Raw genomic sequence first — 22,364 nt, forward strand, 5'->3', positions numbered from 1 at the left:
TCAAGGCGCTGACAGCGCGGCAACAATAATAATAAAGGTCATCACATGAACCCAATGAAGAAGTACCAGCGCATTACCGTCGTGTTCCTGCTGCTGATCGGCATCGTCAACTACCTGGACCGTAGTGCGCTGTCGATCGCCAACACCTCCATCCAGAAAGACATGATGATCAGCCCGTCGCAGATGGGCATCCTGTTGTCGGCTTTTTCCATTGCCTATGCCTTTGCCCAGTTGCCAATGGGCATGATCATTGACCGCCTGGGCAGCAAGATCGCCCTCGGCGCCTCGTTGCTGGGTTGGTCGGTTGCCCAGGCGGCGTTTGGCATGGTCAACAGTTTTGCCGGTTTCATGGGCCTGCGGGTGTTGCTGGGGATTGGCGAGGCGCCGATGTTCCCATCGGCGGCCAAAGCATTGTCGGAGTGGTTCGACGCCAACGAGCGCGGCACCCCGACCGGCGTGGTCTGGTCGTCGACCTGTCTTGGCCCCTGCCTGGCGCCGCCGTTGCTGACGCTGTTCATGGTCAACTTTGGCTGGCGCGGTATGTTCATCATTACCGGCGTGATCGGCGTGGTGCTGGCGCTGTGCTGGCTGACCTTCTACAAGAGCAAGGCCCGTTTTCTGGCAGAGCTTGCCGCCGAAGGCAAACCGCTGCCGAGTGAGCGCCAGGCTGCGGCCGCCACGGCAACCGCGCCGAAGGCTTCGTACTTTGCCGGCTGGCTTGATCTGTTCAAGCACCGCAGTACCTGGGGCGCGGTGTTGGGTTTCATGGGGGTGATCTACATGCTCTGGCTGCACCTGACCTGGCTGCCGGGCTACTTCGAGCGCGAGCATGGCCTGGACCTGTACAAGACCGCCTGGGTGGTGTCGCTGGCGTATGGCTTCGGTGCGGCGGGGACCATCGTTGCCGGGCGCTTCTGTGACTGGCTGGTAAGGCGTGGCATGAGCGTGCTGGGCAGCCGCAAGTTCAGTGTCATCACTGGCCTGGTGCTGGCAGCGCTGTTCACCTTGCCACTGTCGTTCGTCACCGGCCTGACGGGGTGCATCATGCTGCTTTGCCTGGCGCTGTTCAGCATCAATATGGCCAGTGCCACCGCCTGGATGATCGTCAACACCATTGTCGACAGCCAGCGCGTGGCTTCGTTTGGCTCGATCCAGAACTTCGGCGGTTACATCGCAGGCTCGGTGGCACCGATCGCGACGGGCTTCAGCATCCAGTACTCGGGCTCGTTCACCACAGCGTTCATGATCAGCGCGGTGGTGGCGCTGTGCTCGGCGGTGGCGTACTTCCTGCTGCTACAGGCACCCATTGGCAGTGCCAAGGTCGAGGCGGGCGGGATGGCTGGCGCAACTGAACAGGCGTGAACGCTACGGGGGCTGCAATGCAGCCCCTGAAGTATTGGTTGATCGTCAGGCGACCCGCGGCGCTTGTCATGGAGGGGTATCTGTATGTATAAACAGTGCCTGTTGCCGCAACCTGACCTCCGCCCGTGATCGCCCATTCCGTCGACGACCCGTTCTACTACCTGCATAACTTCCGGCAGGTCGTGCTGTGGGTCGAACAGCGCTACCAGGACCTGCTCGATGACCAGGAACTGGCCTTCATTCGTGCCTTCAGTCAACTGCAAGCGCCAGCTCAGGCCTTGATGGTGCGCATGGTGATGCGTAAAGGCGAGTTGTTTCGCAGCGATCGGCTCGACTACGCCGAAATCGGCGATACTGCGCTGGCACTGCAGCCGTTGCTGGCCCTCGGCTGGGTACGGGAGCCCGAGCAACTGGACCTTGAGCAGCTGTTCGCGTTGCTGCGCAAGGAAGAACTGGCCCGCTGCTTCGCCCGGCAACTGAACCGCCCGCGCGCGGCCAAGCATGAGTTGTTGGCACAGCTGCAACCCCTGGCGCTGGCAGCCCGGTCACTGGTCGAGTGGTTTCCTGACAGCGAGGTGCGCATCCTGCAGTGGTGCCTGCAACCTCTGTGCGACCGCATGCGCCTGCTGTTCTTCGGCAACCTGTACCAGGACTGGTCAGACTTCGTCCTCGCCGACCTGGGCGTGCTGCGTTACGAGCAGGTGCCGTTCAGCTCCGATTCTCGTGCCTTGCAGCAACGTGACGATGTCGACCTGGCCATGGCGCTGCACCAGTGCGCCGAGCGCCTGGAGCAGGGCGGCGACCCGCTGCCGATCCTTGCCACCTTGCAGGGCCTGCACAGCGACAACCCCTGGCTGGCCCGGCGCCATGCGCGGCTGCAATTCGCCGTGGGCCAACAATGCGAACGCCTGGGTGAATGGGACCTGGCCACGGCTGTGTATGCGCAGTGCAACCATCCCCAGGCGCGCATTCGCCAGGTGAGGGTGCTGGAGCGCAGCGAACAGTGGCACCAGGCCCATGCACGGGCGTTGCAACTGGCAGCGGCACCTGCCAATGCGCTGGAGGAGCAGGCGCTGCAACGCATGCTGCCACGCCTGGCGCGCAAACTCGGCGGCCCGCCACAGCGGCGCCAGCGCACCACGCCGCTGGAACTGATCGAGCTCGAACTGCCCCGTGGGCACGCTGCGCTGGGTGTTGAAGAAGCCGTGCGTCAGCACCTGATGCAAGAGGGGGGCAGGCGCATTACGTGGAGAACACGCTGTTCAACAGCCTGTTTGGCCTGTTGTGCTGGGAGGCCATCTTCGCCCCGGTGCCCGGCGCATTCTTCAACCCGTTCCAGGCCGCGCCACAGGACCTGCACGACAGCGACTTCCAGCAGCGGCGCAGTGCGCTTTTCGAACGCTGCCTCGGGCGGCTCGACGAGGGTAGCCATCGCCAGGCGATTCTCGACTGCTACGTGGCCAAACAGGGGTTGCAGTCGCCGTTCGTGTCCTGGTCCATGCTCAGCGAGGAACTGCTGGAGCAGGCCTTGGCGTGCCTGCCGGCCGCAGCGCTCAAGCAATGTTTCCTGCGCCTGTTGCAGGACATTCGCAGCAACCGTGCCGGCATGCCCGACCTGATTCAGTTCTGGCCCGAGCAGGGCCGTTATCGCATGGTCGAGGTCAAGGGGCCCGGTGACCGCCTGCAGGACAACCAACTGCGCTGGCTGGAGTTCTGCAGGCAACACGGCCTGCCGGTCGCGGTGTGCCACGTGCGCTGGAGCGAAACACCTTGAGCTACAGCGTAGCGGTGCGCGCCTTGTGTGAGTTCAGCGCCAAGGTCGGCGACCTGGACCTGCGCTTCACGCCATCGCCCACCGCCCAGGAGGGTATCGAAGGGCATCAGCGGGTGGTGGCACGGCGGGCTGCTGGCTACGAGTCGGAAATCGCCCTTGAAGGCCAGTTCGAAACCCTCAGGGTGCGGGGCCGTGCCGACGGATATGACCCTGCCAGCAATCGTCTGGAAGAGATCAAGACGCACCGTGGCGATCTGGCGCGTCAACCGGCCAATCACCGTCAGCTGCACTGGGCACAGGCCAAGGTCTATGGCTGGTTGATGTGCCAGGCACGACAACTGCCGGCCATCGAGGTGGCGCTGGTGTACCTCGACGTGGACAGCGACGGCCAGACGCTGTTCGCTGAGCACTGTTCGGCTGCCGAGTTGCAGGCCTTCTTCGAAACCCAGTGCCAGCGCTTTCTGGGCTGGGCTCGATGGCAGCAACGACGCTTGGCCGAACGTGACCAAGGCCTGCTGGCGCTGAGTTTCCCCTACCCACAGTTCCGAAAGGGCCAGCGGCAGTTGGCTGAAACCTTGTACAAGGCGGTGAGCACCGGTCGTTGCCTGATGGCCCAGGCCAGCACCGGCATTGGCAAAACCCTTGGTACCTTGTTCCCGCTGCTCAAGGCCATGGTGCCGCAGCAGCTGGACAAGCTGTTTTTTCTCACCGCCAAGACACCAGGCCGGGCACTCGCCCTGGATGCCATGCGCCAGATCACCGATGCCACGCCGCAACCTGCCCTGCGCACACTGGAGCTGATCGCTCGCGACAAAGCCTGTGAATACCCGGACAAGGCCTGTCATGGTGAGTCCTGCCCATTGGCCGCAGGCTTCTACGACCGTTTGCCGGCTGCGCGCGAGGCTGCGGCAGCACTGCCGTTGCTCGACCGCGCCAACCTGCGTGAAGTGGCCTTGGCGCACCAGGTGTGCCCGTACTACCTGGGCCAGGAGATGGCGCGCTGGGCCGACGTGCTGGTCGCCGACTACAACTACTACTTCGATGCGCATGCTTTGCTGTTCGGCCTGACCCAGCTCAACCAGTGGCGAGTGGCAGTACTGGTGGACGAAGCGCATAACCTGGTCGAGCGGGGGCGAGGCATGTACAGCGCCAGCCTTGACCAGGGCCAGCTGCTGGCGTTGCGCCAGAGCAAACCGCCTGGACTGGTCAGTGCGCTGGACCGCCTGAACAGGCAGTGGAACGCGCTGTATAAAGAGCAGCGTGCGCCGTACCAGGCCAGCGAGTCGCTGCCTGAAGGGCTACTGCGCGCCCTGCAGCAGTGCGTCGGGGTGATTCAGGAACAGATGAACCAGGCACCCACGCACATCGACCCCCAGGTGTTGCAGTTCTACTATCAGGCCATGCAGTTCTGCCGGGTTGCCGAGCTGTTCGACGAGCACTTTCTGTTCGACATCAGCCAGCGCCAGGGCCCGCGCAAGCGGCGGCTGGCCACGCTGTGCCTGCGCAATGTCGCCCCGGCGCGGCTGCTGGCACCACGCATGCAGGCGGCGCGCAGTGTGACACTGTTTTCCGCCACGTTGAGCCCGCGGCAGTTCTACAGCGACCTGCTGGGCATGCCAGCCGATACCGCTTGGCTGGACGTGGCCGCGCCGTTCCGTGCCGAACAGTTGGAGGTGCGCATTGCCAGCCAGGTGTCCACCCGTTACCAGCAGCGCCAAGCCTCCCTGGCGCCGATCGTTGACCTTATCGCCCGGCAGTATGAGCGTATGCCGGGTAACTACCTGGCGTTCTTCAGCAGCTTCGAATACCTGCAACAGGTGGCAGGGCTGTTGGCCGAGCAGCATGGGCAGATTCCGCTGTGGTCACAGGAGCCGGGCATGGACGAGGCGGCCCGCCAGGCATTTCTCGATCGCTTTGTCGCCGATGGCCGAGGTGTGGGCTTTGCCGTATTGGGCGGCGCTTTCGGCGAAGGGGTGGATTTGCCGGGCACGCGGCTGATTGGCGCGTTTGTCGCCACCCTGGGGCTGCCTCAGGTCAATCCGGTCAACGAGCAGTTCAAACAGCGCCTGGGGCGGCAATTTGGCGCGGGTTTCGATTACGCGTACCTCTACCCGGGCGTGCGCAAGGTGATCCAGGCGGCGGGCCGGGTTATTCGGGGTGACCAGGACCGTGGCGTACTGGTGCTGATTGACGAACGCTTCGCCGAGCCGCGGGTGCAGCAGATGTTTCCAGGGTGGTGGGCGGCGGCTATCGTCTAGCGGTACTTTGGCCGCTGGTGATCAGCCGTAATCAGGCAAAAAGTATTTATGCAGGTCTCATCAGCATTTGTGGGGGGCCGCTTTGGGGCTCTGTCGCGACACAAGGCGGCGCCTGGCTGTGTTGACCGGGCATTTCGTCTGCCCGGGGCTGCGGCAGGACCGGCAGGTTCGTTCAGTAGGCATCAATTGGGGTAAGATCACGATCCGTGCCAGTTGCAAAGCCCTTGAATATCAAGGTGATGGCACTTCTCAGGGTCCGAATGACACGCGCGTGTTGCGGTCATTCAGACTGGCTTGTATGTCGTTTTGACTTGCTTCAGGGTTTGCCTGGTTCAGTGCCGGCTGACGCTTCGCTACAGGATTCACGTTTTGTCCGACCTCTCGAAAAATCCGCTGCTGCAGTACATGGCCCGTCTGGCCCCATCCAGCCAGCAAACCATGCGCTACATTCTTCAGGACGCCGCCGACCGGCTAGGTTTTGTCGACTGCAACATTGTTGATGTGCCTTGGCATCGGCTCGAGCCGGGCCATGTGATTGCACTGGTGGCTGCCCTGCGTGCCGATGGTTACGCGCCCAACAGCTCGTCGCTGTACGTCAACGCGATTCGCGGGGTGATGAACGAGGCCTGGCGTCAGGGCCTGATCGACCACGAGCAGCTGTTGCGTATTCGCGAGGTCAAGCCAGCCACAGGCTCGCGCCTGCCGCCAGGGCGCAACCTGCGCCGCAGCCTGATCCGCGAACTGATGGATGTGTGCGCTGCCGACCCGCGGCCACAGGGGGTGCGTGATGCGGCGATCATTGCCTTGCTGTACGGTACCGGCATGCGCAAGTCGGAGTCGGTCGACATCGACCTTGACCAGGTCGACTTCGAGGCACGCAGCCTGCAGGTGGTGGGCAAGGGCAATCACCAGCTGGTCAAGTACGCACCGCCGTGGGCGTTCGAGAAGCTGCAGGCCTGGCTTGAACTGCGCCGCCAGGACCTGCCTGCCGGGGCGGAAGATGACCCGTTCCTGTTCAACCGCATCCGTCGCGGCAATCACATTACCCGGGCACGCATTACCAAGCATGCGATCTACTACATAGCCCGCCAGCGCGGCGCGCAGGTGGGGGTGAAGATCATGCCGCACGATTTTCGCCGGGCATTCATTACCCGGGTGATCGAAGAGCACGACCTGTCGATTGCGCAGAAGCTGGCGCACCATGCCAATATCCAGACCACGGCCATCTATGACCGGCGTGATGACAACGAGCGTCGGCGTGCCGTGGACCGCTTCGATTACTGAGGCTTGATATTGTGGGGCTCAACGCAGCCCCATTTTCACGTATGCCGGCACCGAAACAGGGCCGACACACGCCCCTGCTTTGTGCGCCATTCCCCCGCATGCCCGATGCCAGAGCGGGCACTGCACAGGTTTCATCATCGTTCACCTGCGAAGTTGGCCCGCAACCTGCTATATCCAGCCTGCGAATTTGATCGAGTGGTCAGGCCGTGCGCGCTAGCAGGCGCCCGCGCCGGACCCTCTAAACGGCCAGCAGGCCACGGATTTCAGGGGCCGCAGGATGTCGCTCGCGGAGCAGATCGAACAACAGCAAGACGATGCGGGCTGGAGTGCTCACCTGCAGTTGCGCTTTGTCCAGCGCGGCGGCGTGACCCGCCTTGGTGCGTGGAAGCATTTCGGACCTCTTTTGGTGCAGCGGCCTTTCTATCCTGAAGGTGCGCCGTGCCATGTCTATGTCCTGCACCCGCCAGGCGGCATCGTCGCCGGCGACCGCCTGGAATTGGACATTCACCTGGAACCGGGTAGCCACGCGCTGCTGACCATGCCCGGCGCCAGCAAGTTCTACCGCAGCATCGGCCCGACCGCGCGGTTGGCCCAACGCTTCCATCTGGCCGCGGGCAGCACCCTGGAGTGGCTGCCGCAGGACAGCATCTTCTTCTCCGGCGCCCGGGCCAGCCTCGCCAGCCGTTTTACCCTTGAACCGGGCGCCCGCCTGCTGGCCTGGGAAACCCTGTGCCTGGGCCGGCCGGTCATGCACGAGCGTTTCGACCACGGCGCCCTCGACAGCCTCTTGCACATCGAACTGCCTGACGAGGTTGGCCTGCATGAGCGCCTGCGTCTCGAAGGCGGGCATCTGGACAAGCTGGGTGGGCACCCGCTACTCGCCACCTTCTGCGCCGCACCTGCCGATCAGGCCGTGCTGGAGCAGGTTCGCCCGCTACTCGATGAACTGGGCAACCCGGCCGGTGCGACCCTGCTCGGGTCGTTGCTGGTGATCCGGGTGCTCGACCATGACAACCAACACCTGCAACGCACCCTGCAACGCCTGTGGCATGTGCTGCGCCCGGCCATCCTCGGCCTGCCAGCCTGCCCACCGCGTATCTGGGCTACCTGAGAGAGCACCATGGAGCTTACCCCGAGAGAGAAAGACAAACTGCTGCTGTTCACTGCCGCGCTGCTGGCGGAGCGGCGGCTGGCCCGTGGCCTGAAGCTCAACTACCCGGAGGCCGTGGCGCTGATCAGTGCCGCGGTGCTCGAAGGCGCCCGCGATGGCCGCACAGTCGCCGAACTGATGAGCCTGGGGCGTGAAGTGCTGACCCGTGAGCAGGTGATGCCCGGTATCGCTGAAATGCTTCACGACGTGCAGGTCGAGGCGACCTTCCCGGATGGCACCAAGTTGGTGACCGTGCATGACCCCATCGTCTGAAACCGCCAAGGAGCGTCGCATGATCCCAGGTGAAATCCAGGTCGCCGCGGGCGACATCGAGTTGAACAGTGGCCGAGAAACGGTCAGCGTCAGTGTGGCCAACCATGGCGACCGGCCGGTGCAGGTCGGCTCGCACTACCACTTCTATGAAATCAACGACGCGCTGGTGTTCGACCGGGCGCCCACCCTGGGCTTTCGCCTGGACATCCCGGCCGGCACTGCCGTGCGCTTCGAGCCGGGTCAGGCGCGTACCGTGCAACTGGTGGCTTACGCCGGCAAGCGTGAGGTCTATGGTTTTCAGGGCAAGGTGATGGGCGCGCTGGAGGGCAGGGCATGAGCCGTATTTCCCGTCAGGCCTATGCCGACATGTTCGGGCCCACAGTTGGCGACCGCGTGCGCCTGGCCGACACTGCGCTATGGGTGGAGGTCGAGAAAGACTTCACGATCTACGGCGAAGAGGTGAAGTTCGGCGGCGGCAAGGTCATTCGCGATGGCATGGGGCAGGGCCAGATGCTGGCGGCCGAGGCCATGGACCTGGTGTTGACCAATGCGCTGATCATCGACCACTGGGGCATCGTCAAGGCCGACATCGGCATCAAGCATGGACGCATCGCGGTGATCGGCAAGGCCGGCAACCCCGATGTGCAGCCGGGCGTGAACGTGCCAGTCGGGCCAGGGACCGAGGTGATCGCGGCCGAGGGCAAGATCGTCACCGCCGGTGGTGTCGATTCGCATATCCACTTCATTTGCCCACAGCAGGTGGACGAGGCATTGAACAGCGGTGTCACCACGTTCATCGGCGGTGGAACCGGGCCGGCCACTGGCACCAATGCCACCACCTGCACGCCCGGCCCCTGGTACCTTGCGCGCATGTTGCAGGCTGCCGACAGCTTGCCGATCAACATCGGGCTGCTGGGCAAGGGCAATGCCTCGCGGCCGGACGCGCTGCGCGAGCAGATTGCCGCAGGCGCTGTCGGGCTCAAGCTGCATGAAGACTGGGGCTCTACGCCAGCAGCCATCGACTGTTGCCTGGGCGTGGCCGAGGAAATGGATATCCAGGTGGCAATTCACACCGACACCCTCAACGAGTCGGGCTGTATCGAAGACACGTTGGCGGCCATCGGCGACCGCACCATTCACACCTTCCATACCGAAGGTGCCGGTGGCGGCCATGCCCCGGACATCATCCGTGCGGCGGGCCAGGCCAACGTGCTGCCATCCTCGACCAACCCGACCCTGCCTTACACGATCAACACCGTGGACGAGCACCTGGACATGCTCATGGTCTGTCACCACCTGGACCCGAGCATCGCCGAGGACGTGGCCTTCGCCGAGTCACGCATTCGCCGCGAAACCATCGCTGCCGAGGATATCCTCCACGACATGGGCGCCTTTGCCATGACCTCGTCCGACTCCCAGGCCATGGGCCGGGTTGGCGAGGTGGTGCTGCGCACCTGGCAGGTGGCGCACCAGATGAAGCTGCGTCGCGGGCCGCTGGCACCGGACACCCCATACAGCGACAACTTCCGGGTCAAGCGCTACATCGCCAAGTACACCATCAACCCGGCACTCACCCATGGCATCGGTCACGAAGTGGGCTCGGTGGAGGTCGGCAAGCTGGCCGACCTGGTGCTGTGGTCGCCAGCGTTCTTTGCGGTCAAGCCGGCCCTGGTGCTCAAGGGCGGGATGATCGTCACCGCGCCCATGGGCGACATCAACGGCTCCATACCCACCCCCCAGCCTGTGCACTATCGGCCGATGTTCGGCGCGCTGGGTGCGGCGCGGCATGCCACACGCATGACATTCCTGCCCCAGGCGGCAATGGACCGCGGGCTGGCCGAGGAGCTGAACCTGCGCAGCCTGATTGGCGTGGTCAACGGCTGTCGGCGGGTACGCAAGCCGGACATGGTCCACAACACCCTGCAGCCGCTGATCGAAGTCGATGCGCAGACCTATCAGGTGCGTGCCGATGGCGAACTGCTGGTCTGCGAACCGGCCAGCGAACTGCCGCTGGCCCAGCGCTATTTCCTGTTCTGAGGAGCACAAATGATTGTCTTGAGCCGCCGTATCTCCGAACCCGGCACGCGGGTTGTCAGTGGCACTGTCACCCTCGACGTGGACAGCCGTATCAAGAGCCGCCTGCGAGTAACCCTGGACGATGGCCGCGAAGCCGGGCTGATGCTGGAGCGCGGCCACCTGCTGCGCGGAGGTGAACTGCTGGCCGATGCCGAGGGCACCCAGCTGATCCGCGTGCTGGCGGCGCCCGAGGCGGTGTCGACGGTGCGCTGTGCCGATCCACATCTATTGGCCCGCGCCGCCTACCACCTGGGTAACCGCCATGTACCGCTGCAGATCGAGCCCGGGCTGTTGCGCTTCCAGCACGACCATGTGCTGGACGACATGCTGCGGGGGCTGGGCCTGACGGTAGAGGCCGAACAGGCCCCGTTCGAGCCTGAAGCGGGCGCTTACCAAAGTGCACCGCATGGCCACAGCCACAGTCATGCCCATGGCCACGATCACCCGTTCGTACGCCTGCCTGCCCATTCCTGAACTGCCCTGGAGCAACCGATGAAAAAGACTTTCGCCCTGTTTCTGTTGATGCTGGCACTGCCAGCCTTCGCCCATCCAGGCCATGACAGCAACCCGCTGCAGGACGGCCTGCTGCACCCGCTGACCGGGCTCGATCACCTGCTGATGCTGCTGGGCACCGGCGTGCTCGCCGCGTTGACCCGGCGCAACCTGACGTTGCCTCTGGCGACTCTGGCGGCCATGTTCGGTGGCGCTGTGTGCGGTCACCTGTTCGGCGATGTGCTGGGCATGGAAACCCTGATTGCCGTGTCGCTGCTGGTGGCTGCCGGGGCGGTGCTGCTGCCGAGCCGCCAGTTGCTGCTGGCCATGGCCATGCCGGTGTTCGCCCTGTTCCATGGCTGGGCCCATGGCGTAGAAGCCACCCCGAGCGCTTTCTGGCAATTCAGCGCAGGGTTTGTCGCGGTCAGCGGCTTGCTGCTGGCCGCGGGCTTTGCAGTCGGTTGCCTGCTGCGCCGTCACAGCGGCCTGCAGAAGGCCTTTGGCGGTGGCCTGTTGGCCGGCGCCGCGCTGGTACTGGCCGGTTGATGAACAGCGACCTGGCGCTGCTGCGCCTGCTGCAGTTGGCCAGCCCCGGCTTGCCGGTGGGTGGTTTTACCTATTCGCAAGGCCTGGAGTGGGCGGTCGAGGCCGGCTGGGTTCGGGGCGTGGACAGTTTTGTCGGTTGGCAGCGTGAGCAGGTGCACGACACCCTAGCCTGCCTCGACTGGCCGGTGCTGGCGCGTCTGTACCATGCTTGCCAGGCTGAAGACGCCGAAGCGTTCGGCCACTGGAGCCGGTTCTTGCTGGCCAACCGCGAAACCGCCGAGCTGCGCCTGGAAGAACAGCAGCGCGGCGCAGCGCTGGCGCGGTTGCTCGACGGCTGGCAACTGGGCCAGGCACCGGCCTGGCGCGCCAGCCTTGAGCTGACCCAGTTGGGCGGTATGGCCTGGCTGGCTGCACACTGGGCCATCCCGCTGCGCCAGCTGGCATTGGGCCATGGCTTTGCCTGGCTGGAGGGCGCGGTCATGGCCGGGGTCAAGCTGGTGCCGTTCGGCCAGCAGGCTGCCCAGACCTTGCTACGCGACCTTGGCGCCGACTTGCCCGCTGCACTGGACCAGGCGCTAGCCCTGGGCGATGACCAGCTCGGCGGCGGCCTGCCGCTGCTGGCCATCGCTTCATCGCGTCACGAAACCCAATACACCCGTTTGTTCCGTTCCTGAGGACTGCCTGCATGCAAAGCTATCAACAACCCCTGCGCGTCGGTGTCGGCGGCCCGGTCGGCTCTGGCAAGACCGCTCTGCTGGAAGCGCTGTGCAAGGCCATGCGCGATCACTACCAGATCGCCGTGGTTACCAACGACATCTACACCAAGGAAGACCAGCGCATCCTCACTGAGGCCGGCGCCCTCGAGCCGGAGCGCATCGTTGGCGTTGAAACCGGTGGCTGCCCGCACACGGCCATTCGTGAAGACGCCTCGATGAACCTGGCGGCGGTCGAAGCGCTGGCGCGCAAGTTCGGTAATCTTGAAGTCATTTTCGTGGAAAGCGGCGGTGACAACCTCAGCGCCACCTTCAGCCCGGAGCTGGCTGACTTGACCATCTACGTGATCGACGTGGCCGAGGGCGAGAAGATCCCGCGCAAGGGCGGCCCAGGCATTACCAAGTCCGACTTCCTGGTGATCAACAAAACCGACCTGGCGCCTTATGTAGGGGCTTCACTGGAGGTGATGGAGCGCGACACCCAGCGCATGCGGCCGCAGCGGCCCTGGACCTTCAGCAACCTGAAGAAGGGCGAGGGGTTGCAGGCGGTGATCGATTTTATCGTTGAGCGTGGGATGCTGGGGGTGCGAGCCTGACAGATCGAGGTCTCTGTGCGGGCATGTCCGCAGAGAGACCAACGCGGTGGCTGGCACCGGCTCTGCCGGTGTTCGCGGGTAAACCTGCTCCTACGACGGGCTGTGTCCAATCACCGATGTGTGTCCACCAACGATCTGTGTGTAGGAGCGGGTTTACCCGCGAATACGGTAGCGGCGGCGACGGTGAACGGCGGGTGAAAATTGACCAGCAGGCCCGGCCCTTTCGCGGGTGAACCCGCTCCTACACGACGGGCTGTGTCCAATCACCGATGTGTGTCCACCAACGATCCGGCGTAGGAGCGGGTTTACCCGCGAATACGGTAGCGGCGGCAACGGTGAACGCCTGGTGGAGATTGGCCAGCAGGGCCGGCCTCTTCGCGGGTAAACCCGCTCCTACACGACGGTGCCTGCGCCCAACCATCGATGCGTGTCCACCCTCGATCCGGCGTAGGAGCGGGTTTACCCGCGAATACGGTAGCGGCGGCAACGGTGAACGCCTGGTGGAAATTGGCCAGCAGGGCCGGCCTCTTCGCGGGTAAACCCGCTCCTATGTATGGACTCGCCCACACTGTCTAGCTGCTTTTTTGAACATAGGAACCCGGTTGCATCTATGTATCAGGCCTGTTCGAGGAAGCTTTTTGCTTCTGGCCAACATCGTGGTGAGCTCGCAGTGTGCCGTTTACATGGAGGCCACTATCAGGCCTGTAGGAGCGGAGGCATCGGTCTGCGACGGTCTTACCTAGGGTCAATGTTCACTAGCAGGGGTTGGAGCGCCTAGCGCCCCGGTGGCATTACCCGGTTGGTCAGAGGCTCATAGCCGCCTCCGGTTTTTCGTTCGGTCTGCGTTGGTAAACCTGATCGCTCTGTAACAGGGCCCAGATAATCCGCAGATTTCGATTAGCCAGCCTGATCGCCGCCTCCTTGCGCCCAAGGCGGGATAGCCAGCGCAAGAGGCGGCGATCATCTGGCTGATCGGAATCAGGCCTTAACTGACTCAAGACAGCATGCGCGCCCTGGATCATCAGGCTGCGTATGTAGCCGTCACCGCGCTTGCTCATCTTGCCCAATCTGATTTTGTTTCCGCTGCTGTGCTGATCGGGCACGATACCGAAGAAGGCGGAATACATTCGGCCACTGGCGAAGCGGCTGGGGTCGGTCTGTTTCGCCACGATCGCCGTGGCAATGATAGGGCCGACGCCACGAATGGTGATCAGTCGCTGAGCGACTTTATCCTCTTGGGCAGTCGCTTCGAGCCGGCGGCTCAGCGCCGCTATGCGTTCACCTAGAGACAACCAGTCCATCAGCAACTCATCGAGCAACTCGCGCAACAGGTCGGGTAGAGGCAAGGAAGCATCCTCAAGCGCCTGAGGCACATGCTTATTGATCGCGGCATCGCCCTGGGGCATGGATACGCCATGCTCGAGTAGCAAACCACGGATCTGATTACCCAGCGCGGTATGTCGCTTGATGTTACCGCGCCGGATACGGTGCAGCGCTTGAATAGCCAGTGCTGTGGTGCTCTTGATCGGTATCGAAGCGATGCTCGTATCGCGACCGGCACGCAAAATGGCATAGCAGTCGTTACGATCGTTCTTAGCACCGCTGCGATGTTCGGCGACACGTTGCGCCGGCAGGATGCGAACCGGATTACCTTTGGCCTGCAGCAGTCTGGCCCAGGCTTGTGCACCTGGACCGCACTCCATCAAGACGGCCACGGTCGTTGGCAGCCTGAGCAGGAAATCGTGGAACGCTTGGCGGGATTTGATGCGATCTTCGTAGATCACCCGACCAGTAGCGTCCTCGCCTGCTAATTGGAAGACCTGTTTGGCCAGGTCTACGCAGATGGTTGTGCAAAGCTCCACATCAGTGGAAGACAGGGAATCGTGTTTCGAACTATGCTTTTTCATGGTCTCGCCCTCGCTGCCGTTGGCTTCTTCGAACACCACCGTGGCACTGTGATGCCTCGGCGGGGGCGAGTCCATCGATTACACGACGGGCTGTGTCCAACCTCCGATGTGTGTCCATCATCAATCTGTGTAGGAGCGGGTTTACCCGCGAATACGGTAGCGGCAGCAACAGTGAACGGCGGGTGGAAATTGGCCAGTAGGGCCGGCCTCTTCGCGGGTAAACCCGCTCCTACACGACGGGCTGTGTCCAATCTCCGATGTGTGTCCACCATCAATCTGTGTAGGAGCGGGTTTACCCGCGAATACGGTAGCGGCCGCAACGGTGCACGGCGGGTGGAAATTGGCCAGCAGGGCCGGCCTCTTCGCGGGTAAACCCGCTCCTACGGGGCGACCGCGCAGGCCGTCAATGTTGAGCAGGACAGTTGCCCCCCCACAGGTGTGCGTGTTGCCAGCATCATCTGTGACAGCAGTGAGGCTTGTCCGGTTGCCCTTCATAGCGGTCATGGTGCCGCACCCAGTCCATGGTCCCACCTTCGTTGCGCCCCAGTGGCGCAATGTCGAGGAAGTTGTAGGTGTTGACCAGAATGTCCAGTCCGCGGGCGTAGGTTGAGTAGGTGTGGTACACGCTGCCGTCGCCTTCGCGGAAAAACGCACTCAAGCCGGGCAGCTCGCTTTCATTGCCCTCGTACGGCTCATAGTTGTACTGCCGCTGGCCTTCGCTGCCGACACTGACGCCAAAGTCCTCGTTGAAGTCGCTGCCATGCGACGAATACCACGGGAACTGCCAGCCCATGCGCTGGCGAAATGCCTGGAATTCGGCATACGGCGCCCGAGACACCGCCACCAGCGACACATCGTGGTGGGCCAGGTGCAGATTGGCGCCGTCAAAGTGGTCGGCCAGAAAAGAGCAGCCGGGGCAGCCCTCGCTCCAGCCTTCGGCGAACATGAAGTGGTAAAGCAGCAACTGGCTGCGGCCTGCGAACAGGTCGGCCAGACTCAACGCGCCGTTTGGCCCGAAGAAGCGGTAATCCTGCTCGACCTTTACCCAAGGCAGGGCGCGACGGGCTGCAGCTAGCGCGTCGCGGTGGTGGGTAAATGCTTTTTCGTGCAGCCACAGTTGCTGGCGAGCCGCCAGCCACTGGCTGCGGGAAACCACCGGGTGCCTGCTTTCGCGGGTGCTCATGGTGCTGTCTCCTCGCTGGGGGATTCACACCTTGGTCGAGTACGACCAGGTCGATTCGACAAGCACCGGTGGCCGGGCGATGAGCGGTATCTGCTTAGCCCGAATGGGCGATATGCCCCTCGGCCCGTTCATCGGCGCCGTCATCCTCACCAGGCAGGGCGGTGATCACGCTGAAGTCGCTGACTTCTACCTTGCCGCCGCCATAGCCCAGCAAGTGGAAGGAAAACGCCTTGCGCTCGGTCGGGTTGTCGAAGCTGAACTCCATCTCCAGTGGCGCGTCGGTGGTGACCTTTACCTCTTCTGGCAGGCCCAGCGGCACGTCCTGTTCCAACTGCTTGGCCTTGAGCCGGATGTAGGCCGCACGTTTGGGGTCCAGCGAGCGGACCTTGACCCGCACGCGGGTGTGCGAGCCTCCGGGCATTTCCAGATACTGGGCGCCAATGAGGTTGTCGGCCCAGTCATCGTCAATGCGCTTGCGCAACTTGATCGGCGAAGGGCCGCCGAACTGGTAACGCAGGTTGAGCGGGGTTTGCAGCAAGGACTGGTCGAGCACCACGGCCAAGGCGCCGATCTGTTGGCCCAGCAGGCTGTCGGCCGGACCGAGGTAGCGGGCCTGGTCGGCGATGAAGCCTTCACTGGCATAACGCCGGCAGCGCTGCTGGAAGTCACATTCGGTGAACAGGCCCTGGCCGTTGTGGTAGCGCAGCATGCCGTTGGTGTAGGAGATCATCTCGCGGCCGCTGTCGTAGTCGCGGTACAGCGAGCGACCGCCAAGCGCGACGGGAATGGGCAGTGCGAAGTAGTCGAGCAGCGAGGTGGCCAGGTCGATATGGCCGTAGGTGCCGCGCTTGATGGTTGGCAGCTGGGCCTGCTCCGGCGCCAGGGTAAGGTTGAAGCCCCAGGACGAGGCCAGGCGCACGCCATCGATGCCGTGGGACTCGTCGGAAGTCACCACCACCAGTGTGTCCTTGAGGACGCCCTGGCGCTCAAGATTGTCAAGAAATGCCCCGACTGCGTCATCCAGGTAGGCGACCGCTGCCTGTTTCGGTGTGGCGTAGCGCTCGAGGTACTCGGCCGGCGCCGAATAGGGCTGGTGGGTGCCCACGGTGAGCAGCGTCAGCATCCATGGCTTGTCCTGCTTCTGCAACTGGCCCACATAGCCCAGGGCGCCTTCGAAGAAAGCGCGGTCATCCTTGCCCCATGGGAAGTGCAGGTAGTTCTTGTTGCTGAACCACTCCTGGCCATGCACCGCTTCGAAACCGATGTGCGGCATGATGCGGTCCTTGGCCATGAAGCGCAGGCCCGCGCCTTGCAGGTAGTGGGTGGTGAAACCGGCCTGGCGCAATTGTGCCGGCAGACAGGCCTGGTTGCGTTGGTTCTGGGTCAGCAGTTCCACGCCCTTGGGCGTGCCGTTGGCCAGCTTGTCGTAATCGCCGCACAGCATCGCATACAGGCCACGGATGGTCTGGTGGGTGTGCAGCACGTAGTCTGGGGTGTTCATGCCGCGCTCGGCCCATTTGCTGAGCTTGGGCATCAAGTCTTCGTTGAAATGGCTGTTCAGCGCCTGGCGGTTAGGTCGCAGGTAGGCGCCCGGGATGCCTTCCAGGGTAATCACCAGCAAGTTGCGGGCGCTTCCCGGGCCGGCAAGCAGCCTTTGCCCATGCAGGTCGGATTGAGTCAGGCCGCTGCTGGCCAGCGGGGTGAAGGTTTGCGTGTGGCCCATCCAGCCTTCGACCTGGCGTTGCAGGTTACCGACCCCGGCAGACATCAACTGGTGGGGGAGGTTGTATTGCCGCCACTGGTCGGCATCGGAAGGTAGCAACTGCTGGCTGCCCCAATGCGCGCCGAACAGCAGTACGGGTATGGCCCAGGCTTTGCGCGGCAGTGGCTGGCTACGCCGAGCACGGCTGCGCCACGCAAAGGCCAGCCAGGCCAGCAGGCCGCCACCCAGGGCCCAGGGGAGCCAGGCATGGGCCAGGCCGCCACCGGTCGAATTCTCCATGAATTGCGGGTCGGTCAGGTAGTTCAGGTCGGCGCTGGTGGGCAGTCGGCCCACTGCGCTCACCAGTTCGGCCGAGGCCACCCACAGCGCCGCCCAGGCCAGCAGCACCGGCAGCGCCAGCCACCACGGCCTGCGGTGTAGCAGCACTATCAACAGGCTGCCGAGGGCGAGATCGGACAGGTAACCGAACGGGTTGGACCAACCCAGCATGGCGCGCGTACCCAGTGGGATCACCAGCACCAGAGCCGCCAAAGTGGCAAGCCGGGTGCTTGGGTGGTCGGACAGGTTCTTCACAAAAACTTCCCTTTTGCCATTAAATCGTCATGCATCTGTGCTTGATGATATCAGGCCAGGGCAGGGAAGGCGGCCGGTTACAAGGCTCGTAACCAAAGCCGGGCCCGTTCGCACAGGCCCGGCCGATGGCAACTATCAGAAGTAATAAGGGAATTTCAGGCTGAAAGAAAAGTCAGGTGCGTCATCGGTCAGACCAATGGACAGGTTGGGCACGATGGTCAGGTTGTCGGTGGCGGCGAAGGTCAGGCCAATATTGAAGTTGGCGGCGTTGTAGTCACTGTTGGAGATCGATTGCCAGTCGCCGCCATCAGGTTTGATCTTGCTCTTGCGGGCGAACTGGTCAGATACCGAGAACGACATGCTCATCTTTTCGTTAAGGGCAAAGGCGATGCCCCCGCCGATCTGCCACGAGTCGCCAAGCTTGACGTCACCCGGCACCTTGCTGTTCACCTGCGGACTGATGTCGCTGAACGAGTCTTGCATGTTGTAGGTGTAGGACAGGCTGCCGAACAGCACGGCCGGGTCGAAGGTCTTGACCAGCGAGATGCCCGGTGTGATCGACCATACACCGTTGCCGGTCGGTAGGCTTTCCGGTACCGCGAGGTTGTTGTTGCCGTCCACCTCGCGCAGTTTGATGCCGTAGGGGTCTTTGCCGGTCGGTGCCTTGATGCGCAGGGTGGCCACTGCGTCAGGCCAGGTTTCGTCCTCGTCGAGGAATTTGTAGGCAACCCCGACGTTGATATCGCCGATTTCCGGGTCGCGGGTCACGCTGGCATCGGAAGTGGTTGCCCCGGCCCCCCCCGCACCACCGGACGAGTAGGTGGACTCGCGGTAAACCACGGGGACGTTGATATCGAACTGCCAGCGCTGCGCCAGGTTATAGCGGGCAGTCATGTCCAGGGTCCAGTTGTCAGCCTTGATCCGGTCGAGGTTGATGCTGCCGAGGAAGATCGAGTCCAGTGCCAGAAAGCCATTTAGGGTCAGCGCACGGGTATCGTAATGGGTATAGGTGACGCCGGTTTCGAAGCTGAACTTGCCCCCGCCAAAGAATCCGCTGGCTTCGTCATACAGGTTGGAAACGCTTTGCGCCGGCTCGGAATCGGCTGTCAGCGCCTGGCCGTAGGAGCTCCCTGTAGTGCCCGGTGCGCCAGAAGCGACGGTCTGCGCACCTTTCACCCCCTCGGCCGGAGACTTGACCAAGCGTTTGGGTTGCGCGGCAGCAGGGGCCTCCTCGACTTGGCGCACACGTTGCTCCAGCACCATCAGTGCCTGTTGCTGTGCCTCATAGCGGCGTTTGAGTTCAATCAGTTCCTGCTTCAGCGCTTCGACTTGTGGGTCGGCGGCTGCGTAAAGTGCGGTGGCGGGGGCCAAGGTCGTCAAGCACACAAAAGCTCGGAGCGTAAAAGATCGGTACATGGAGTTGCCGTCCCTTCCAACTACTTTCGATGAGACTGAGCGTAGATCAGTATCCGAAGGTGCGAAGACCTTTGAGCTGGTCGAGGCTACCGTTGAGGGAAGCCGCTGTCGGCACGCTCTCGCGCATGACAACGTTCAGGGTGGTGACGTTGTTGACCAGGTTGCCATTGCCAAGCAGCGTCGAGTTCTGCAGCAGGCCACCTTGGGCCAGGCGTTGAACGCTGCTGCCCTGGTTGTTGCTGGCATTGATGTTGAGCTGCACGCCTACACCGCTGGAAGACACACTGAGCGCGCCGGCGCCATTTTCCCCGACCAGGGTCTGGCCGGCGGCCAGTACCTGGCCTTGCTGTTGTACGGCGGGTGCCTGGTTGGCTTTGGTCACGTTGATATCGACGTTGTTGTAAGCGGCGTTGTTGTCACCGGCTGCACGGACCACCTGGGTCACACCTTCGGTGGTGGTCAGGCCGTTGCCGCCCGTTACCACGCCAGTCCCGGCAGCAGAAGCGTTGCTCGGCGCCGGACCTGCGCCTTTTTTGTCAATCATCGACACATAGAACTGGGGTTTGATGGTCGATTGCTGAACCTGCAGCGTGGACGTTGCCCCGATCACATCCCCTTTTGTATTTTGCCAAGTACTGGACATGACGATGCCGAAGCTCACGATTCTTCCGGGCATCACATAGCGGCCCCGCAGGTTCGCCAGCTCCTGGTCCTTCAGTTCAATGGGTTTCAACGCCTCTGCGTGACTGGGCAAGCTGGCTGCCAGGCAGGCGATGGCCAACCACAATGAAGTCTTCATGAAATGCTCCCTGGAGCCTCATGCTCCTTGTCATTAGAACAGTCGTTAGAAGAAGTCGCTTCTGATGAAGCCGAAGTCCAGCAGCTCTGAGTCCTGCACGGGGGTGAAGTTGTTCACCCGGCCCTTGGCGGTCAGTGGCAGGGGCGGGTCGAGCAGGATGTTGTTCTTGTCGTAACCCTGGCCGATCACCGCGAAGATGATGCCGTTCCAGCCCTTGAGGAAATCGTCGACCTTGTATCGTTTGTGGCCCAGCACCGGATCACCGACGTACACCCAACCTTTGTCGACTTTCTGCATGACCACGAAGTGCTTGTAGCCGCGCACATCCATCAGCACCACGACAGGAATGCGCACGCTGTGCAGGGTTTCGGGCGCCACCCGGTAACCGCGGGCACGCATCCCGAGGCTTTCGACGTAGCGCTTCATGTCGAGCATCGAGAAGCCTTGCGTGCGCACAAGGTCCTGGTCGGCGTGGGCCAGCATGCCTTCGATGATCTGATGTTCGTCCACATCCAGCCAGTATGCCTGGCGCAGGATGGTCGCCAGCGCGGCCGCGCCGCAGCTGAAGTCGGTCTTTTGTTGCACCAGGTCGGCGAACTTGCGTTCGCGCAAGCTCTGGATCGGTTTGAACACCACGGCGCCGCCCGGCAGGACGGACAGCGGCATTTGTGCAGCTTCGCTCACGCTGGCCAGGCACAGCAAAAACGCCAAGGCGAAAATACGCATGATCGGGTGCCTTACGGTGTGTTGAAGAAAGGCCCCCGAAGGGGGCCTCAAGCACAGCGGTCAGAACGAGGTGTTGGAGATGGCCAGCGAGTTGCTTTGCTGGTTGCCCACACCGGCTGCTACGTTCACGCCCAGGTTACCGCTGCCACCGTTCACCGAACCGCTAAGGGTTGCAGTGTTGGTGACGGGGTTGGCCCAGCCGGTCGGGGTCAGCACTTGGAAGGACACAGTATTGCTCAAGTCGTAAGCGCTGCTTTCGCTGTAGCTCTTCGAAACGTCGTTCGAGGATTCTTTCGAATGCTCGCCAGACTTCGAGAACTCAGACGCAGAAGCATTCTCGTACGAAGAGTCGTGAGACTTGGTGTACGAAGACTCCTTGGACTTGTCGTAGGACGACTGATGCGACTTGTCGTAGTTGGAGTCGAATGCTTTCTCGAACGACGAGTCGTATGCACTTTCGTGCGACTTGTCGATCGACGCATCCAGCGACGCATTCAGCGAGCCTTCGAAGGAGCTGGAATCGGTACGCTCGAAACGACCAAAGTCGGTGGTCCGGGTACGCGAGGCGCTAACGTCAGCGTCCAGCGAGGCTGTCAGGCTGGCGCTGCTCGACGCGCTGTGGCTGCCGCTGGCAGAGCCACTGGCATCCCAGCCGAACGAGCCACTTGCGCTCGAGTTGTGGGAGCCGCTGGCACTGCTGGATTGCGAGCCGCTGGAGTCCCAGCCACTGGAGCCGCTGGAGCTGGCGCTATGCGCACCGGCGAGGCTGAAGCTCGAAGACGAGCTGCGGTCGTCGGTCGAGTTGAAGCTGCCTTCCTTCGAGCTTGAACCGCTGGCCGACTTGGTGATGGTAATCGTATCCACCCGGTAGGTGCGGTCGGCGCTGTTGTTTACAACCAGGCCTGGGCCGTCCTGATTGGCCGAAGCCGTGGCAGTGGCGTTGCCCAGCGGAGCACCGGTGTTGGCGATGGCCATGGTGTTTTTCTGCTGGTTGAGGTCGCCACCGGCAACGTTGATGCCGATGTTGCCCTCAGCCCCGCTGGCTGAGCCGCTCATCACCGCCGAAGACTGGGTCGAATAGTTGTCGACCCGGTTGTTTCTGCTGGTTTGCACAACGTCAGCCGTGGCACTGGCCATGCCGAACACGAAGCTGTTGTCCAGGCTCGAGTCGGAGCCTGCGTTGGCAATGGCAGCGGCGTTGTCTTGCTGGTTGCCGTTACCGGCCGCCACGTTTATCCCAACGTTGCCGCTGGAGCCGGTGCCAGAGTCACTCATCTCGGCTTCGTTGATGGTGCCTTCATTGGAGATGCGGTTGCGAGTGCTGGTTTGGGTATCCCAGGCATTGGCCGTTGCATACACAGGGATCTTGGTGGGTGGAGGATTGTGATGACCATTGTTATGGTGGCCGTTATGGTGGTCATTACGCCGATCATTTTGCCCAGCTTGTACAGCAACAGCCATGACCGCAGCAATTGCGAAAACCAGAGGCTTGATTGCCATCGAGGGTTTCATG

Annotated in this window: 19 protein-coding genes and 1 pseudogene; 12 read left to right on the forward strand and 8 right to left on the reverse strand. The window is 62.8% G+C overall.

Features of this window, described 5'->3' with window-relative positions:
* The first annotated feature begins 54 nt into the window (after positions 1 to 54).
* From C4Q27_RS24690 to xerC, 4 genes and pseudogenes are all read left to right on the forward strand, one after another.
* Positions 55 to 1,362 carry an MFS transporter gene (locus C4Q27_RS24690; protein ID WP_232968798.1) on the forward strand — a complete coding sequence of 436 codons (1,308 nt, stop codon included), beginning with the start codon at positions 55 to 57 and terminating at the stop codon, positions 1,360 to 1,362.
* Between the two features lie 125 nt (positions 1,363 to 1,487).
* Positions 1,488 to 3,136 (forward strand): annotated as a pseudogene (locus tag C4Q27_RS24695) (VRR-NUC domain-containing protein).
* The gene (locus C4Q27_RS24700; RefSeq protein ID WP_104887503.1) at positions 3,133 to 5,394 is read left to right on the forward strand and encodes an ATP-dependent DNA helicase; all 2,262 of its coding nucleotides are present in this window, start codon (positions 3,133 to 3,135) and stop codon (positions 5,392 to 5,394) included. The pseudogene C4Q27_RS24695 and the gene C4Q27_RS24700 overlap by 4 nt, the downstream one beginning before the upstream one ends.
* 369 nt (positions 5,395 to 5,763) lie before the next feature.
* Entirely contained in the window at positions 5,764 to 6,678 is a 915-nt protein-coding gene (gene xerC / locus C4Q27_RS24705) for a tyrosine recombinase XerC (protein WP_004576552.1), read from the forward strand.
* Positions 6,679 to 6,916: 238 nt separating this feature from the next.
* Here xerC and C4Q27_RS29880 read toward each other — a convergent pair whose 3' ends face one another.
* On the reverse strand, positions 6,917 to 7,069 hold the full coding sequence (locus tag C4Q27_RS29880) for a hypothetical protein (protein WP_232968801.1): 153 nt from the start codon (positions 7,067 to 7,069) through the stop codon (positions 6,917 to 6,919).
* On the opposite strand from C4Q27_RS29880, the gene C4Q27_RS24710 reads away from it, so the two are divergent.
* From C4Q27_RS24710 to ureG, 8 genes are read left to right on the forward strand one after another with little or no spacing between them, the layout of a single operon-like run.
* The gene (locus C4Q27_RS24710; protein WP_232968800.1) at positions 7,019 to 7,789 is read left to right on the forward strand and encodes an urease accessory protein UreD; all 771 of its coding nucleotides are present in this window, start codon (positions 7,019 to 7,021) and stop codon (positions 7,787 to 7,789) included. The genes C4Q27_RS29880 and C4Q27_RS24710 overlap by 51 nt on opposite strands.
* A 9-nt stretch (positions 7,790 to 7,798) precedes the next feature.
* Positions 7,799 to 8,101 (forward strand): urease subunit gamma, encoded by a 303-nt coding sequence (locus C4Q27_RS24715; protein ID WP_003253929.1) that lies wholly within the window; start codon positions 7,799 to 7,801, stop codon positions 8,099 to 8,101.
* 19 nt (positions 8,102 to 8,120) lie between these two features.
* Positions 8,121 to 8,438: an urease subunit beta gene (locus C4Q27_RS24720; RefSeq protein WP_104887505.1), complete on the forward strand. Its 318-nt coding sequence runs from the start codon at positions 8,121 to 8,123 to the stop codon at positions 8,436 to 8,438.
* The gene (gene ureC, locus C4Q27_RS24725; protein ID WP_014591285.1) at positions 8,435 to 10,138 is read left to right on the forward strand and encodes an urease subunit alpha; all 1,704 of its coding nucleotides are present in this window, start codon (positions 8,435 to 8,437) and stop codon (positions 10,136 to 10,138) included. The genes C4Q27_RS24720 and ureC overlap by 4 nt, the downstream gene beginning before the upstream one ends.
* A 9-nt stretch (positions 10,139 to 10,147) precedes the next feature.
* Positions 10,148 to 10,651, forward strand: a complete 504-nt coding sequence (gene ureE / locus C4Q27_RS24730) for an urease accessory protein UreE (RefSeq protein ID WP_003253926.1) — start codon at positions 10,148 to 10,150, stop codon at positions 10,649 to 10,651.
* A gap of 18 nt (positions 10,652 to 10,669) precedes the next feature.
* Positions 10,670 to 11,215, forward strand: coding sequence for a HupE/UreJ family protein (locus C4Q27_RS24735; RefSeq protein ID WP_064493089.1), 546 nt, complete (start codon positions 10,670 to 10,672; stop codon positions 11,213 to 11,215).
* The gene (locus tag C4Q27_RS24740) at positions 11,215 to 11,889 is read left to right on the forward strand and encodes an urease accessory protein UreF (RefSeq protein WP_003253924.1); all 675 of its coding nucleotides are present in this window, start codon (positions 11,215 to 11,217) and stop codon (positions 11,887 to 11,889) included. The genes C4Q27_RS24735 and C4Q27_RS24740 overlap by 1 nt, the downstream gene beginning before the upstream one ends.
* 11 nt (positions 11,890 to 11,900) lie before the next feature.
* Positions 11,901 to 12,524 carry an urease accessory protein UreG gene (ureG, locus tag C4Q27_RS24745; RefSeq protein WP_003253923.1) on the forward strand — a complete coding sequence of 208 codons (624 nt, stop codon included), beginning with the start codon at positions 11,901 to 11,903 and terminating at the stop codon, positions 12,522 to 12,524.
* An 803-nt stretch (positions 12,525 to 13,327) separates the two neighbouring features.
* Here ureG and C4Q27_RS24760 read toward each other — a convergent pair.
* The 7 genes from C4Q27_RS24760 to C4Q27_RS24790 form a co-directional block, all read right to left on the reverse strand.
* Complete coding sequence (locus C4Q27_RS24760) at positions 13,328 to 14,386, reverse strand: IS110-like element ISPpu11 family transposase (RefSeq protein ID WP_104887880.1); 1,059 nt, start codon at positions 14,384 to 14,386, stop codon at positions 13,328 to 13,330.
* A gap of 499 nt (positions 14,387 to 14,885) precedes the next feature.
* Positions 14,886 to 15,614: a thioredoxin family protein gene (locus tag C4Q27_RS24765; RefSeq protein ID WP_064491051.1), complete on the reverse strand. Its 729-nt coding sequence runs from the start codon at positions 15,612 to 15,614 to the stop codon at positions 14,886 to 14,888.
* Between the two features lie 94 nt (positions 15,615 to 15,708).
* The gene (locus C4Q27_RS24770) at positions 15,709 to 17,910 is read right to left on the reverse strand and encodes an LTA synthase family protein (RefSeq protein WP_064491052.1); all 2,202 of its coding nucleotides are present in this window, start codon (positions 17,908 to 17,910) and stop codon (positions 15,709 to 15,711) included.
* Between the two features lie 135 nt (positions 17,911 to 18,045).
* A complete protein-coding gene (locus C4Q27_RS24775) occupies positions 18,046 to 19,326 on the reverse strand; it encodes a hypothetical protein (RefSeq protein WP_004577464.1) in 1,281 nt (426 codons plus the stop codon).
* A 46-nt stretch (positions 19,327 to 19,372) separates the two neighbouring features.
* Positions 19,373 to 20,125, reverse strand: a complete 753-nt coding sequence (locus tag C4Q27_RS24780) for a hypothetical protein (RefSeq protein WP_010953760.1) — start codon at positions 20,123 to 20,125, stop codon at positions 19,373 to 19,375.
* A gap of 45 nt (positions 20,126 to 20,170) precedes the next feature.
* Positions 20,171 to 20,851, reverse strand: coding sequence for a C39 family peptidase (locus tag C4Q27_RS24785; protein WP_020191416.1), 681 nt, complete (start codon positions 20,849 to 20,851; stop codon positions 20,171 to 20,173).
* A 60-nt stretch (positions 20,852 to 20,911) separates the two neighbouring features.
* Positions 20,912 to 22,363 (reverse strand): hypothetical protein, encoded by a 1,452-nt coding sequence (locus C4Q27_RS24790; protein ID WP_064491053.1) that lies wholly within the window; start codon positions 22,361 to 22,363, stop codon positions 20,912 to 20,914.
* Position 22,364: the final 1 nt, after the last annotated feature.

Origin of the sequence: Pseudomonas sp. SWI36 (assembly GCF_002948105.1) — a bacterium.
Taxonomy (GTDB): Bacteria; Pseudomonadota; Gammaproteobacteria; order Pseudomonadales; family Pseudomonadaceae; genus Aquipseudomonas; species Aquipseudomonas alloputida.

Coding starts and splice junctions, on each gene's coding strand:
- C4Q27_RS24780 (WP_010953760.1), bottom strand. CDS start 20,125: ATGAAGACTTCATTGTGGTTGGCCATCGCCTGCCTGGCAGCCAGCTTG.
- C4Q27_RS24715 (WP_003253929.1), top strand. CDS start 7,799: ATGGAGCTTACCCCGAGAGAGAAAGACAAACTGCTGCTGTTCACTGCC.
- C4Q27_RS24720 (WP_104887505.1), top strand. CDS start 8,121: ATGATCCCAGGTGAAATCCAGGTCGCCGCGGGCGACATCGAGTTGAAC.
- C4Q27_RS24775 (WP_004577464.1), bottom strand. CDS start 19,326: ATGTACCGATCTTTTACGCTCCGAGCTTTTGTGTGCTTGACGACCTTG.
- C4Q27_RS29880 (WP_232968801.1), bottom strand. CDS start 7,069: ATGCTTCCACGCACCAAGGCGGGTCACGCCGCCGCGCTGGACAAAGCG.
- C4Q27_RS24790 (WP_064491053.1), bottom strand. CDS start 22,363: ATGAAACCCTCGATGGCAATCAAGCCTCTGGTTTTCGCAATTGCTGCG.
- C4Q27_RS24735 (WP_064493089.1), top strand. CDS start 10,670: ATGAAAAAGACTTTCGCCCTGTTTCTGTTGATGCTGGCACTGCCAGCC.
- ureE (WP_003253926.1), top strand. CDS start 10,148: ATGATTGTCTTGAGCCGCCGTATCTCCGAACCCGGCACGCGGGTTGTC.
- C4Q27_RS24785 (WP_020191416.1), bottom strand. CDS start 20,851: ATGCGTATTTTCGCCTTGGCGTTTTTGCTGTGCCTGGCCAGCGTGAGC.
- ureC (WP_014591285.1), top strand. CDS start 8,435: ATGAGCCGTATTTCCCGTCAGGCCTATGCCGACATGTTCGGGCCCACA.
- C4Q27_RS24690 (WP_232968798.1), top strand. CDS start 55: ATGAAGAAGTACCAGCGCATTACCGTCGTGTTCCTGCTGCTGATCGGC.
- ureG (WP_003253923.1), top strand. CDS start 11,901: ATGCAAAGCTATCAACAACCCCTGCGCGTCGGTGTCGGCGGCCCGGTC.
- C4Q27_RS24765 (WP_064491051.1), bottom strand. CDS start 15,614: ATGAGCACCCGCGAAAGCAGGCACCCGGTGGTTTCCCGCAGCCAGTGG.
- C4Q27_RS24740 (WP_003253924.1), top strand. CDS start 11,215: ATGAACAGCGACCTGGCGCTGCTGCGCCTGCTGCAGTTGGCCAGCCCC.